Source organism: Citrobacter sp. Ct235 (assembly GCF_030332305.1).
Lineage (GTDB): Bacteria > Pseudomonadota > Gammaproteobacteria > Enterobacterales > Enterobacteriaceae > Citrobacter_A > Citrobacter_A telavivensis.
Map to the genome: position 1 here is coordinate 146364 of NZ_JAOWIC010000034.1, position 14629 is coordinate 160992.

Consider the following 14629-nt stretch of genomic DNA (forward strand, 5'->3'; position numbering starts at 1 on the left):
TTCACAAATTTACCCGCCATGACCGATCACACTGATTCCAGTATCTCAGACTGGAGTCCAGTATGTTGGAATCAAGCAAAGTCCCGGCGCTCACCCGCGCCATTGATATTCTCAATCTGATTGCGCGGATTGGCCCCTGCAGCGCCGCCACCATCATTGAAATGCTGGGTATTCCCAAAAGCACGGCTTACCTGCTGTTGAGTGAACTGAAGCGTCAGCGGTTTATCAGCGTCGATCATCAGGAGAACTTTTGTCTGTGGACCAAGCTGGTGGAGCTTTCCGGCCATGCGCTCAGCAAAATGGATCTGCGCGAACTGGCGCGTCCACGCCTGACGAAACTGATGGATGAAACAGGGCTGCTCTGCCATCTGGGGATCATCGACCATGAGAGCGCGTATTACATTCTGAAGGTGGAATCGTCTTCGACCATCAGCGTGCGCTCCCATGAAGGGAAAAGCCTGTCGCTGTATCGCTCTGGCATTGGTAAATGTCTGCTGGCGTGGCAGCCTGCTGCCGTGCGCAACGCTATCATTGAGCAACTGGTGTGGGAGCAGGCGACCCCCACCACGATCACTCAACCTCAGCAACTCAGAGACGAACTGGAACGCATCCGCCAGCGCGGCTGGAGCTTTGATAACGGAGAAGATTATCCGGATGTGCGCTGCGTCGCCGCCCCCATTTTTAATGCCAATAACGAACCCGCCGCCGCCATTTCGGTGGTCGGCACCCGTTTAGAAATCAACGAAGAGAATCGTGATTATCTTGCTGGCAAAGCCATTGCCTGCGCGAAGGATATTTCACGTCTATTGGGATGGAAAAGTCCCTTCGATTCACTCGCATCATAATAATGGAGAACATCATGACCCTACCCAAAATTAAACATGTCCGCGCCTGGTTTACCGGTGGAGCAACGGCAGAAAAAGGAGCCGGCGGCGGCGATTATCATGACCAGGGCGCTAACCACTGGATTGACGATCACATCGCCACGCCGATGAGTAAATATCGTGAGTACGAACAGTCGCGTCAGTCGTTTGGGATTAACGTGCTGGGTACGCTGATTGTTGAAGTTGAAGCCGAAAACGGACAGACGGGCTTTGCGGTCTCCACGGCAGGAGAGATGGGCTGCTTTATCGTTGAAAAACATCTCAACCGTTTTATCGAAGGGAAATGCGTCAGCGATATCAAACTCATTCACGATCAGATGCTCGGTGCGACCCTGTATTACTCGGGATCCGGCGGTCTGGTGATGAACACCATCTCTTGCGTTGATTTGGCGCTGTGGGATCTGTTTGGCAAGGTGGTGGGCCTGCCGGTTTACAAACTGCTGGGCGGCGCGGTGCGCGATGAAATTCAGTTCTATGCCACCGGCGCGCGTCCTGACCTGGCAAAAGAGATGGGCTTCATTGGCGGCAAAATGCCGACCCATTGGGGACCGCACGATGGCGACGCGGGGATCCGCAAAGATGCCGCCATGGTAGCGGAAATGCGTGAGAAATGCGGCCCGGATTTCTGGCTGATGCTGGACTGCTGGATGAGTCAGGACGTGAATTACGCAACGAAACTGGCCCACGCCTGCGCGCCATCTAACCTGAAGTGGATTGAAGAGTGTTTGCCGCCGCAGCAGTACGAAGGCTATCGCGAACTGAAACGCAATGCGCCAGCCGGAATGATGGTCACCAGCGGCGAGCACCACGGCACGCTGCAGTCCTTCCGCACGCTGGCGGAAACTGGAATCGATATCATGCAGCCGGATGTCGGCTGGTGCGGCGGCCTGACCACGCTGGTCGAGATTGCTGCAATTGCGAAATCGCGTGGACAACTGGTCGTACCGCACGGCTCGTCGGTCTATTCGCACCATGCGGTGATTACTTTCACCAACACGCCGTTCAGTGAGTTCCTGATGACCAGTCCGGACTGCTCAACGATGCGTCCGCAGTTTGACCCGATTCTGCTTGATGAGCCGGTACCGGTGAATGGCCGCATTCATAAGTCCGTGCTGGATAAACCGGGATTCGGCGTCGAGCTTAACCGCGACTGTAACCTGAAACGCCCTTATAGCCACTAATGACCTGTGCGTTGCCGCAGAGACGGCAACGCCCTCATTTCTTTGAGGATCTTGCTATGAGTACCACTCTTCTTGACGGCGTAGTGAAGAAAAACCGCGCACGTTTGATCCCGTTCATGCTGGCACTGTATGTACTGGCGTTTCTGGACCGTTCGAACATTGGCTTTGCCAAAGAGACCTATCAGATCGATACCGGGCTGAGCAATGAGGCCTACGCGCTCGGCGCGGGGATCTTCTTTGTGGTCTACGCCTTTCTCGGCGTGCCCGCTAACCTGCTGATGCGCAAACTGGGGGCCAGAACCTGGATTGGCACCACTACGCTGCTGTGGGGATTCCTCTCCGCCGCGATGGCGTGGGCGGATACCGAGGCGAAATTCCTCATTATCCGTACTCTGCTGGGGGCGGCAGAAGCCGGTTTCTTCCCCGGCATGATCTATCTCACCTCGCAATGGTTCCCGCAGCGTAACCGCGCCAGCATTATGGGGCTGTTTTACATGGGGGCACCGCTGGCGTTGACGCTGGGATCGCCGCTGTCCGGCGCACTGTTGGAGATGCACGGCTTTATGGGCCATCCCGGCTGGTTCTGGATGTTCGTTATCGAAGGTTTGCTGGCGGTAGGCGCAGGGATTTTCACCTTCTTCTGGCTGGATGACACCCCACAACAGGCGCGTTTCCTCAGCGCTGAAGAAAAAGCGGCGCTCATTAGCCAGCTGGCGAGCGAAGAAGAGAAGAAGACCACGTCAAAACTCTCGGATGCCTTGCGTAACGGACGCGTCTGGCAACTGGCGATTATCTATCTGACGATTCAGGTGGCGGTGTACGGACTGATTTTCTTCCTGCCAACCCAGGTTGCCGCGCTGCTGGGAACCAAAGTCGGCTTCACGGCGTCGGTGGTCACCGCCATTCCGTGGGTTGCCGCACTGTTCGGGACCTGGCTTATCCCTCGCTACTCCGATCGCACTGGCGAACGCCGTAATGTCGCCGCGCTGACGCTGCTGGCTGCGGGGATTGGTATTGGTGTATCCGGCCTGGCATCACCGGTGGTGGCGATTCTGGCGCTTTGCGTGGCGGCTGTGGGTTTTATCGCCGTACAGCCTGTGTTCTGGACAATGCCGACGCAACTGCTTTCCGGCACAGCGCTGGCGGCGGGGATCGGTTTCGTGAACCTGTTTGGTGCGGTAGGCGGGTTTATCGCGCCAATTCTGCGCGTTAAGGCGGAAACGATGTTTGCCAGCGATGCCGCAGGACTGCTGACGCTGGCGGGTGTCGCGATTATCGGCTCATTGATTATCTTCACGCTGAGCGTGAACCGTCCCGCGACGCAACCGGGTGCTGCGCATCAATAATTTTATCCACGTTGTAAGGATCATTATGAACGGATTGTTAGCAAACCCTTTTAAAGATGCGCTCCGCAGAGGGGAAGTACAAATCGGACTGTGGCTGAGTTCGACAACCTCCTACATGGCGGAAATTGCCGCAACGTCGGGTTATGACTGGCTGTTGATCGACGGCGAACACGCGCCGAACACGGTGCAGGATCTCTATCATCAGTTGCAGGCGATTGCTCCCTACGCCAGCCAACCGGTGATCCGCCCGGTCGAAGGCGCTAAGGCGCTGATCAAACAGGTTCTGGATATCGGGGCACAGACGCTGTTGATTCCGATGGTTGATAGTGCAGAGCAGGCACGGCAGGTGGTTGCGGCCACCCGTTACCCGCCCGTTGGCGAGCGCGGCGTCGGGGCTAGCGTGGCGCGAGCGGCGCGCTGGGGGCGTATTGACAACTATATGGCGCAGGCCAATGCGTCACTCTGTTTGCTGGTACAGGTCGAAAGTAAAGCCGCGCTGGAGAATCTGGATGCGATCCTGGACGTGGACGGTATTGACGGTGTGTTTATTGGTCCTGCCGATCTTTCGGCGTCTTTGGGGTATCCGGACAACAGCGGACACCCGGAGGTGCAGCGGATTATCAAAGAGAGTATTCAGCGCATTCGTGCGGCTGGAAAAGCGGCGGGCTTTCTCGCCGTCGATCCGCTCATGGCGCAGAAATGTCTGGCGTGGGGCGCGAATTTTGTCGCCGTCGGCGTTGATACCATGCTGTATACCGAGGCGCTGGACCAGCGGCTGGCAATGTTTAAGCCCGGTCAGACGATGCCGAAACTGAAAAGCAGTTACTAAATCCATAGCCCGGCGGCACTGTGTCACCGGGCTATCTGTCAGGCTTTACGGACTGTTTGCCATGATATCGTCGAGTGACAGTCCGGTTATCACCAGTACCTTGTCGCGTTCGATCCCGCTTTTCAGCATCATCCGCGCGATACGTAATGCCTCCTCCCTGGTGCCTTTTTGTAATCCTTCCTGTAGTCCCTTTTGTAGTCCTTTCTGCAGCCCCGTGTGGTGGCCTTCCTGCCGAAGCCTTTCTGCAATCGTCATCAATTTCTCCTTGTGATGGGGAACGCGTCTGGCGACCTCATGGATAAAGTCACTGAAGCGGGACGCATCGCCGTACTGCACCAGGTAATTAAACAGCGTATGCAACTGGCTGTCATTAGCGGTACCCGTTATTAAAAGCGAAACCAGTCGGTCAACCAGCCCCATCAAATCACGATCGCGGATGTGTTTTTGCATCAGTTCCAGCAGGGCTATGCGCTTATGCTGCATGATTTCGTCGTCAGAGATGACCGTGATATCGACCAGCGGAAAGGCTTCCGTGTAGAGTCGCCGCGCCAGCTGTGGGTCGTCAAATTCGTCCAGCCAGTTCAGTGAAAAAGGGTATGGGCTTGGTTCGCCATGATAAAACAGCATCGGGATCACCAGCGGCAGGGTTTTATTTCCGCTATCAAGATGGTGTTGCATAGCGGCAGTGGCATAACGCATCAAACGAAATGCCATGTGTGGCACGGCGGTACTCTGATGTTCGATAACGCAGTAAATGTAACCCTCACCCTCGCGTGTTTTCAGCGACCACAACACATCGGAATAGTAGGTTCTCAGGTTGTCTTCAATGAAGGTGGTGGATTCCAGCTTGAGCGTGGTTAAATCGCAGAGTTTGCATAACGACTCAGGAAGATGAATCTTAAGAAAATCCTGCGCAATGTCAGGATGGGTCATCATCTTTTTAAACACGGCATCGTGCGGTGTTGACGTCGTTGATTTTGCCATGGTTGTCCGTCACCAAAGAATCCAGTGACGTGACGATACGAGGTTATATTAAGGGCTGCATGCGCGAAATTCAGTCTTTGCGAAGAGGGGCGGGAGATAAATACGTACGACGGTAACGTATTCAATTTTGTGGAATGCTAAACGCAAAAACGCCCGGGGCACAGTACCGCCGGGCGAGTCATTTAGCCTAATGCTTTCGCCAGCAGGGTAATCGGATGTTCGCAGCGTTTGCTGGTGGACATCTCGATTTGCCATTTGCAGGTCTCGCAGTCGGTAACCACAATATCCGCACCGCTTTCTTCAATCTGTTTAAACAGTGGAGAGCCAATGGCTTGCGAGGTGGGGTAGTTTTCCTTCTTAAAGCCGTAGGTGCCGGCAATCCCGCAGCACTGGGAATCCAGCACCGTGAGTTCCAGCCCCGGAATGCGACGCAGCAGTTCAAGGGTGTACAGCGTCCAGCCCATTTTTTCCATATGGCACGGGGTGTGGTAAACCACTTTTAACGGCAGTGTTTTCAGCGGCAGCGTTTTTCCTTCATCCAGTTTGCGCCACAGCCAGCGGGTCGCCAGTTCGATATGTTCCCGTAGACCGCTGTTGTCGACGTCCAGGACTTCCGGATACTCGTCACGCAGTGCAAAGGTACAGGTCGAAGACGTGGCAATCACCGGAGTTCCCTTCACACTAATTGCTTCACGTAGCGACTCGACGTTGGATACCGCCTGTTTACGCGCTTTATCGGTAAACCCGTTGGCAATCAGCGGTACGCCGCAGCACTTCTCTTTACTCAATAACTGGACGCCTGTGCCCATCGCGTTCAGCACGTTGATCAAATCTTTGCCGAGCTGTGGGTGGTTGTAATTCACAAAGCAACCGTGGAAGAAGGCAACCTGATCGTTGTACTGCGCCTGCTGGGTCGCCACGCTGCGATACCAGCGGCGGAAGGTGCCAAAAGAGTATTTCGGCAATGTACGACGATGATCGATTTTCAGCGCGTAATCGAGCAACTGGCGCACCGGTTTCAGCGAGGTTGCCGTATTGACCACTGGCGCGAACGGCGTGGAGACGCTGCCCATCAGGTCAGTATGGCTTAAGATAAAGTTACGCAGCGACGGACGCGACGTGTCATATTTGGCGCGCGCGCGCTGAATAATATCGCCGATTTTCACGTCAGATGGACAGGCTACTTCGCAGCGTTTGCAGTTAATGCAATATTTCAGCGCATCGTCGTACAGTGCGCCATCTTTCAGGCGCAGGCGTTCGCCGTCGGGGCCGGCCTGTTTAGGGCCCGGATAGCCCGGGTTAACGCGGCTGACCGGACAGGCGGTGGTGCACACCGTGCATTTGATGCAACTTTCAAAACGGGTATCGCTCATTGCTCACCTCCTGCACGTGCTGCAATGTGATGGGCGGCATGTAAAGCGGTGACCGCACAGACGCCGCCTCCGCATCCCTGGGCAATCGGGTCGAATCCGCCGAGAACAGATCCAATGGCATACAGATTGTCTACCGTTTGTCCCGCCAGCGACGGGCGCAGCGTCTCATCGGTGGTGACGCCAAACTGCTGCCAGGGTTGCGCATCAAAGAAATCGCGTTGATACCATTCGGCGCGGGCCGCCGCTTGCTGAACATCCAGCCCCAGAATGGGCTCGCGAATACCTTCACGTTCGGCGAGCAGGCCGCTGCTAAAGAAACTTCCGCTGGCGAGCACGGCAAAGCGCGGGCGCAGAGGGATGTCCGCGTGATTGCGCGTCCAGATTTCGCTCACCACGCCATTTTTACAGGTGACTTTCTTCACTTCATCGCCGGGCATCCAGAGTCCGCCCTGGCGGACGAACTGACGCTGTAACTGGTTATGCAGTCGGATCCCCAGCACCGACGGCGGCAAAGTGGGAAGTAACCTGAGCGAGCAGGGCAGGCGCTCGTTGAGCCAGCGCCAGAGACCGTCATCCGCCAGGCCAAAGCAGGCGGGCATGATGATCATTTCGCACGTTTTTGCTATCGGCAATAACGCGTCATATAGCAGGAGCCATTTGTCTTCGTTATCCAGAAAACGGGCGATGTTCACCGCCCGAAACTCGGTGGCGTTGTCGCGCAAAACGTCCAGTTCAGGCAGATCAATCTCGGCGGTTTCTACCTCCAGGTCGCGTTGACCGAGAGAGGCGGCAGCCAGGTGTGCCTGGAAATCAAGCAGGCCGCTAATGCCCACTACGCAGATACGTTTAGCCTCCAGCGGCCAGACAGGGACTTCCGGTGAACTGAGCCAGGTCGAACGCAGAGTACCTAACGGGGTGACCCGCTGATGCGACGACTGAACCTCGCCCTGCAGATGCGCACCGGATGCGTTTAGCAGCGCCTGCGCTTGCTCTGCGAGCATCAGCACCTGTTGGGTGCCGAGTGTCGTGTAAGGGTGTGTGGGGGCCTGTTCGCGCAGGGCGTTCAGGCCCGCAGTGATATCATGCACCGGCTGCCCATCCGGCAGCGCGCTGAGCAGATCCAGCGAGCCGGAGGAGAAGTGCAGCGCGCTCTGTCCACGGGTGACCACCGCGCAGCGTAAGCCGCGCTTTTGCAACTGTAGACCGCACAAGAGTCCGGCGAGACCGTCGCCCATAATGACCGTATCAAATCTCATCGCGCGGCTCCTTTTCCAGACCACATAATCCCTGGTACACCCAGCGGGTAAATTCGCTTTCGCGCAGCGCATCGCCCCAGGCGATCGGCTGCACGCCTTTCCAGCGTTCATTGAGAAAATCCGATAGCTGGGTGATGGATTGTGCAGCGGTGGTGATGTTAAAGCGTTGCAGCAACCCGGCAGCACGACAGGCGCAGAGTTCGCCCTGACAGGTGCCCATCCCTACGCGGGTGCGACGACGGAGATCCAGCAGGCTGTTAACGTTTAAATTTTCGACGGCGTACTGTACTTCACCCGCGGTGACGGCTTCGCACTCACAGACCAGGCTGCGGTGCTGGCGGCCATGGCTCAGCCACGCCGGCGTACGGTCGCCGTGGCGATACACCGCTGATCCGCGCAGTGGGGCGGGCAAGGAGATCACACGCTTCAGCGTGCTTTCCGTCGGTTCCTGTGAACCCGGTAGCGGTGTGTCTGCGGTGATGCAAGGGCACGTATTGCCAAGCTTACGGCAGACCGCGTCGGTGGCCCATTCCGCCATCAGGCGGTAGGTCATCAGTTTGCCGCCGGTAATGGTGATAAACCCGTCGAGGCCGTCGCGTTTCGCGTGATCGAACAGCACAATGCCGCGGCTGACGTTACGACCACTCGGATCGTCATCACTGGCTACCAGCGGGCGCACCCCGGAGTAGGCACGCAGAATACGGGTTTTCGCCATAATCGGCGCCAGTTTTTCACCTTCGCGCAGCAGAATATCGACCTCATCGGCGGTCACCCTGTTGCTGTCGATATCGTTGTAATCAATGTGGGTTGAGGTCGTGCCAATCAGCGAAATCGTGTCGCCGGGCACCAGAATATCGGCGTCAGACGGCTTACGGCAGCGGTTAATGACGTGCTGGTTGATGCGGTGGTCCATAATCAGCAGCGATCCTTTTGCCGGGAACATGCGGATACTCAAATCAGCATATTCCGCGATCCGCTGTCCCCAGATCCCGGCGGCATTAACCACCACCGGCGCATGCAGGGTTTGTGTTTCGCCGTTGAGATGGTTGCGCACATGGACGCCGCTGACGGTCGCGCCTTCGCGGATAAGTCCAGTCACTTCGTGGGCGGTCAGGATGATGGCGCCGTGCTCTTTCGCATCGAGCATATTGCCCGCGGTCAGGCGGAACGGGTCAACGGTGCCGTCCGGCACTTTGACCGCGCCGATCAGTTGCGGATTTACCGACGGCTCAATAATCCGCGCCTGTTGCGGATCGACTGCTTCTGCACGAATCCCCGCTTCTTCGCAGGCGCGGATAAAGGTGGCCTGGAAGGAAAGTTCATCCTCCGGCAGGGTAATAAACAGACCGTCCGTTGGCTCAACGCAGTGGCGGGCGATACGTTTCAGAATTTGGTTTTCGCTGATGCATTCACGGGCAGATTCCGCGTCAGTCACGGCATAGCGCGCACCGCTGTGCAGCAGTCCATGGTTACGGCCGGTTGCACCGGTCGCAATATCATGACGTTCGACTAAGATGACACGTAGACCGCGTAGCGCGCAGTCACGGGCAATCCCTGCGCCTGTGGCACCGCCTCCAATGATAATCACGTCACTTGTTTGCGAGTCGCGAGTTTTCATTGCTTTCCCTCACAGTTCGTTTTTTATCATTTAGCCACATAAAAAACATGGTTTGTTTGATTTCGCGCATATTCGCTCATGATTCGAAAATGAAACGTGATTTCGTGCGCCTTTCTGAACATTTGTCATAAATCTGTAACAATATGTGCTGCAATTCACATTCACGACAGGTATCTTTACCTAACATCGCCGCCATACGGGAATCTGCGGGGGGCGCTCGAACTACCTGCGGTGTTTACTACTTATAAAAGACGGGCCACGGAGGCTACATTATGTTGAGTATTTTTAAACCAGCGGCGCATAAAGCTCGCTTGCCAGCGGCGGAAATCGATCCGACTTACCGTCGGCTTCGCTGGCAGATATTCCTGGGAATATTCTTTGGCTATGCCGCGTATTATCTGGTGCGCAAGAACTTTGCTCTGGCGATGCCCTATCTGGTAGAGCAAGGCTTTTCGCGGGGAGATTTAGGTTTTGCCCTCTCGGGGATCTCCATTGCTTACGGATTTTCGAAATTCATCATGGGCTCGGTTTCGGATCGCTCGAATCCGCGCGTTTTCCTCCCTGCCGGCCTGATTCTTGCCGCGGCAGTGATGCTGTTCATGGGCTTTGTGCCGTGGGCGACATCGAGCATTGCCGTGATGTTTGTGCTGCTGTTCCTCTGCGGGTGGTTCCAGGGGATGGGGTGGCCGCCGTGCGGACGCACCATGGTGCACTGGTGGTCGCAGAAAGAACGTGGCGGAATCGTCTCCGTCTGGAACTGTGCGCATAACGTCGGTGGCGGGATCCCTCCGCTGCTGTTCCTGCTCGGGATGGCCTGGTTTAACGACTGGAAAGCGGCGCTGTATATGCCAGCGTTCGGCGCCATTCTGGTGGCAATTTTCGCTTTCGCGCTGATGCGTGATACTCCGCAATCCTGCGGTCTGCCGCCCATCGAAGAGTACAAAAACGACTACCCGGATGATTACAACGAAAAAGCGGAAGAAGAACTGACGGCGAAGCAGATCTTCATGCAGTACATCCTGCCGAACAAATTGCTGTGGTACATCGCTATTGCGAACGTGTTCGTCTATCTGCTGCGCTATGGCATTCTCGACTGGTCTCCGACCTATCTGAAAGAAGTGAAGCATTTTGCGCTGGATAAATCCTCCTCGGCCTACTTCTTCTATGAATACGCAGGGATCCCCGGGACGCTGCTGTGTGGCTGGATGTCGGACAAAGTGTTCCGTGGCAACCGTGGTGCGACCGGCGTGTTCTTTATGACGCTGGTGACTATCGCCACCATCATTTACTGGATGAACCCGGCAGGTAACCCGACCGTCGATATGATTTGTATGATTGTGATCGGCTTCCTGATTTACGGCCCGGTGATGTTGATTGGTCTGCATGCGCTGGAGCTGGCACCGAAAAAAGCCGCAGGGACGGCAGCTGGCTTTACCGGCCTGTTTGGTTACCTCGGTGGTTCCGTGGCGGCCAGCGCCATTGTCGGCTACACCGTTGACTTCTTCGGCTGGGACGGTGGCTTCATGGTGATGATCGGCGGCAGCATTCTGGCGGTTATCCTGCTCATTGTGGTGATGTTCGGCGAGAAACGCCACCATGCTGAGATGCAACTGAAACGCAACGGGGGCTAAGTGAATGAAGACAGCACTGAAAAACCTGAGTCTGACGCTGATGATGGCGGGCGCGGTAATGGGAAGTCATGCACTGGCGGCCACGGCTACGGATAAAGTGGTGATTGCCCACCGTGGTGCGAGCGGATATCTGCCGGAGCATACGCTGCCCGCGAAAGCGATGGCCTATGCACAGGGAGCGGATTATCTGGAGCAGGATCTGGTGATGACCAAAGATGACCAACTGGTCGTTCTGCATGACCACTATCTGGATCGCGTGACGGATGTCGCCGAGCGTTTTCCGAATCGTGCGCGCAAAGACGGTCGTTACTACGCCATCGACTTTACGCTGGATGAAATCAAATCCCTGAAGTTTACCGAAGGGTTTGATCTGGAAAACGGCAAGAAGGTACAGACCTATCCAGGCCGTTTCCCGATGGGCAAGTCGGACTTCCGCGTGCATACCTTTGCCGAAGAGATCGAGTTTATTCAGGGGCTGAACCATTCCACCGGCAAAAACATCGGTATCTATCCGGAGATCAAAGCGCCGTGGTTCCATCATCAGGAAGGGAAGGACATTGCGACCAAGACGCTGGAAGTGCTGAAACAGTACGGCTACAGCGACAAGCAGGACAAGGTCTGGCTGCAAAGTTTTGATGTAGCAGAACTCAAGCGCATCAAAAATGAGCTGGAACCCAAAATGGGGATGGATCTGAACCTGGTACAGCTGATCGCCTATACCGACTGGAATGAAACCCAGGAGAAGCAGCCGGACGGCAGTTGGGTCAATTACAACTATGACTGGATGTTCAAACCCGGGGCGATGAAGCAGGTGGCGGAGTATGCGGACGGCATCGGTCCGGACTACCACATGCTGATTGATGAGAAGTCGACGAAAGGCAATATCGCGCTGACTGGCATGGTGCAGGACGCCCATCAGAATAAGATGACGGTTCATCCTTATACGGTGCGCGCCGATCAGTTGCCGGACTACACGACGGATGTGAATCAACTGTACGACATTCTGTACAACCAGGCGGGTGTGGACGGGCTGTTCACCGACTTCCCCGACAAAGCGGTGATGTTCTTACGTCAAGAGTAAAAACCGCGTTATCCCTCTCCACTGCACCCCAAAAGCGGGAAACCGCTGAGTAAGGTGCAGTTTTTTTATCTCATTTTCACGATAAGCCATAAAAAACGCACACCAGATCAAGAAATCCAGACCAGAACATAAATATCTTAAGAAATCCTTAAGCGGACGATTTATATTAATTGTCTGAATAGTTTATGACGTTATGGTAACGGATGAGGCCGAAATGGTGCAGGAAGAGTTTAATCACTGGTGGGCAACGGAAGGCGATTGGGTCGAAGAACCGAATTATCGACGCAAAGGGATGAGCGGTGTGCAATGCATCGAGCGCGACGGGAAGAAACTGTACGTGAAGCGGATGACTCAACACCTGTTTCACTCGGTACGCTATCCCTTCGGACGTCCGACGATTGTGCGTGAAATCGAGGTGATCAACGAACTGGCCCGCGCGGGCGTTATCGTGCCGAAAATTGTTTATGGCAAAGCGACAAAAATTGACGGTGAGTGGCGTGCGCTGCTGATCACCGAAGATATGAAAGGCTTTGTGAGCATCGAAGAGTGGTATAAACAGCATGCGGTGACGCCGTATCCTGATGAGGTGCGTGATGCAATGCTAAAAGCGGTCGCGCTGGCCTTTAAAAAGATGCACAGCGTCAATCGTCAGCACGGCTGCTGCTACGTACGTCATATCTATGTGAAAACGGAAGGGACGGTAGAAGCCGGGTTTTTAGATCTGGAAAAAAGCCGCCGCCGTTTACGTCGCCATAAAGCGGCACAGCATGACTTCTCCCAGCTTGAGAAGTACCTGAGTCCCATCCCGAAAGCGGACTGGGAACAGGTGAAGGCGTATTACTACGCGCTGTAGCGCACGCTACATCTCAATTTCAATGTCGCCTTTTGCCCGGCAACAGCAGGGCAAAATTTCACCCGGCTGAATGAACGCTAAAGGCTCGGCGATCCAGTCGACCTGGCCGGCAATCAGCCGGGTGCGGCACGAGCCGCAATAGCCTTCGCGACACTGGTATTCCACGTCAACGTTGTGCGACTCAAGCGCGGCGAGCAGGGAAGGGTGTTCATCCTGGCACAGCAACTGTGTGCCAGTGATGCGTAGCGTGACGCGTCCCATCAGAGCTGGAAATTACTCAGATCGTCGGTATCGACTTCGGAGTCGATCTGCCCGACCAGATAAGAGCTTACCTCCACTTCCTGCGGGGCCACCTGAACGTTATCGGACACCAGCCAGGTGTTGATCCACGGAATCGGGTTTGAACGGGTCTGGAACGGCAGATCCAGTCCGACCGCCTGCATACGAATGTTGGTGATGTATTCGACGTACTGGCAAAGAATGTCTTTGTTCAGGCCGATCATCGAACCGTCGCGGAACAGGTAGTCTGCCCACTCTTTTTCCTGCAGCGCGGCCTGCACAAACAGGTCATAGCACTCCTGCTTACACTCTTCCGCGATTTCCGCCATTTCCGGATCGTCAACGCCGCTGCGCAGCAGGTTCAGCATATGCTGAGTGCCGGTCAGGTGCAGCGCTTCGTCACGGGCAATCAGGCGAATGATTTTGGCGTTGCCTTCCATCAGTTCGCGCTCGGCAAAAGCGAAAGAGCAGGCGAAGCTGACGTAGAAGCGAATCGCTTCCAGCGCGTTGACGCTCATCAGGCACAGATACAGTTTTTTCTTCAGCGCGCGCAGGTTCACGGTGACGGTTTTGCCGTTCACGGTGTGCGTCCCTTCGCCCAGCAGATGCCAGTAGCTGGTCATCTCAATCAGCTCATCGTAATAGCTGGAAATCCCTTCCGCCCGTTTCTGGATCTGCTCGTTGGTGACGATGTCATCAAACACGATTGCCGGATCGTTAACGATATTACGGATGATATGGGTGTAAGAGCGCGAATGAATGGTCTCAGAGAAGGCCCAGGTTTCGACCCAGGTTTCCAGTTCCGGAATGGAGATCAGCGGCAGCAGCGCCACGTTCGGACTACGTCCCTGAATGGAGTCCAGCAGCGTCTGGTACTTCAGGTTGCTGATAAAAATATGTTTTTCGTGCTCCGGCAGCGCCTGGTAGTCGATGCGGTCGCGGGAAACGTCAACCTCTTCAGGACGCCAGAAGAATGAGAGTTGCTTTTCGATCAGTTTTTCGAAGATGTCATATTTTTGCTGATCGTAGCGGGCCACGTTAACCGGCTGACCAAAAAACATCGGTTCCAGAAGCTGGTCATTTTTCGTCTGTGAAAAAGTGGTGTATGCCATGAATATGTCCTGTTTGGAGTTTAATGCCGGATGGCGCTACGCTTATCCGGCCTACAACACTTTAATGCCGGATGGCGCTACGCTTATCCGGCCTACAACGCTTTAATGCCGGATGACGCTACGCTTATCCGGCCGACAACACTTTAATGCCGGATGGCACTACGCTTATCCGGCCTACAACACTTTAATGCCGGATGGCGCT

General features: G+C 55.4%; 13 protein-coding genes. 7 read left to right on the top strand and 6 right to left on the bottom strand.

Annotated elements, in window-relative coordinates:
* Positions 1-62: 62 nt before the first annotated feature.
* From OGY35_RS02665 to yfaU, 4 genes are read left to right on the top strand one after another with little or no spacing between them, the layout of a single operon-like run.
* Positions 63-845, top strand: coding sequence for an IclR family transcriptional regulator (locus OGY35_RS02665; RefSeq protein ID WP_286631346.1), 783 nt, complete (start codon positions 63-65; stop codon positions 843-845).
* Between the two features lie 14 nt (positions 846-859).
* Positions 860-2065 (top strand): L-rhamnonate dehydratase, encoded by a 1206-nt coding sequence (gene rhmD / locus OGY35_RS02670; RefSeq protein ID WP_178825367.1) that lies wholly within the window; start codon positions 860-862, stop codon positions 2063-2065.
* Between the two features lie 56 nt (positions 2066-2121).
* Positions 2122-3411: an MFS transporter gene (locus OGY35_RS02675; protein WP_286631347.1), complete on the top strand. Its 1290-nt coding sequence runs from the start codon at positions 2122-2124 to the stop codon at positions 3409-3411.
* A gap of 25 nt (positions 3412-3436) precedes the next feature.
* A complete protein-coding gene (yfaU, locus tag OGY35_RS02680; RefSeq protein WP_152403429.1) occupies positions 3437-4240 on the top strand; it encodes a 2-keto-3-deoxy-L-rhamnonate aldolase in 804 nt (267 codons plus the stop codon).
* 45 nt (positions 4241-4285) lie between these two features.
* On the opposite strand, the gene OGY35_RS02685 is transcribed toward yfaU, so the two are convergent.
* From OGY35_RS02685 to glpA, 4 genes are all read right to left on the bottom strand, one after another.
* On the bottom strand, positions 4286-5224 hold the full coding sequence (locus tag OGY35_RS02685; RefSeq protein WP_286631348.1) for an Rpn family recombination-promoting nuclease/putative transposase: 939 nt from the start codon (positions 5222-5224) through the stop codon (positions 4286-4288).
* Positions 5225-5406: 182 nt separating this feature from the next.
* Positions 5407-6597 (bottom strand): anaerobic glycerol-3-phosphate dehydrogenase subunit GlpC, encoded by a 1191-nt coding sequence (gene glpC, locus OGY35_RS02690; RefSeq protein ID WP_286631349.1) that lies wholly within the window; start codon positions 6595-6597, stop codon positions 5407-5409.
* On the bottom strand, positions 6594-7853 hold the full coding sequence (gene glpB, locus OGY35_RS02695; RefSeq protein WP_286631350.1) for a glycerol-3-phosphate dehydrogenase subunit GlpB: 1260 nt from the start codon (positions 7851-7853) through the stop codon (positions 6594-6596). Before glpB ends, glpC begins: the two co-directional genes overlap by 4 nt.
* On the bottom strand, positions 7843-9471 hold the full coding sequence (gene glpA / locus OGY35_RS02700) for an anaerobic glycerol-3-phosphate dehydrogenase subunit A (RefSeq protein ID WP_286631351.1): 1629 nt from the start codon (positions 9469-9471) through the stop codon (positions 7843-7845). The genes glpB and glpA overlap by 11 nt, the downstream gene beginning before the upstream one ends.
* A gap of 272 nt (positions 9472-9743) precedes the next feature.
* Between glpA and glpT the strand changes: the two genes are divergently transcribed.
* The 3 genes from glpT (at position 9744) to inaA (ending at position 13036) form a co-directional block, all read left to right on the top strand.
* Positions 9744-11102, top strand: a complete 1359-nt coding sequence (glpT, locus tag OGY35_RS02705) for a glycerol-3-phosphate transporter (protein WP_286631352.1) — start codon at positions 9744-9746, stop codon at positions 11100-11102.
* A 4-nt stretch (positions 11103-11106) separates the two neighbouring features.
* The gene (gene glpQ, locus OGY35_RS02710; protein WP_286631353.1) at positions 11107-12183 is read left to right on the top strand and encodes a glycerophosphodiester phosphodiesterase; all 1077 of its coding nucleotides are present in this window, start codon (positions 11107-11109) and stop codon (positions 12181-12183) included.
* Positions 12184-12397: 214 nt separating this feature from the next.
* Positions 12398-13036: a lipopolysaccharide kinase InaA gene (inaA, locus tag OGY35_RS02715; RefSeq protein ID WP_286631385.1), complete on the top strand. Its 639-nt coding sequence runs from the start codon at positions 12398-12400 to the stop codon at positions 13034-13036.
* Positions 13037-13042: 6 nt separating this feature from the next.
* On the opposite strand, the gene yfaE is transcribed toward inaA, so the two are convergent.
* Entirely contained in the window at positions 13043-13297 is a 255-nt protein-coding gene (gene yfaE / locus OGY35_RS02720) for a ferredoxin-like diferric-tyrosyl radical cofactor maintenance protein YfaE (protein WP_046482703.1), read from the bottom strand.
* Positions 13297-14427, bottom strand: coding sequence for a class Ia ribonucleoside-diphosphate reductase subunit beta (gene nrdB, locus OGY35_RS02725; RefSeq protein ID WP_042317865.1), 1131 nt, complete (start codon positions 14425-14427; stop codon positions 13297-13299). Before nrdB ends, yfaE begins: the two co-directional genes overlap by 1 nt.
* Between the last annotated feature and the right edge of the window lie 202 nt (positions 14428-14629).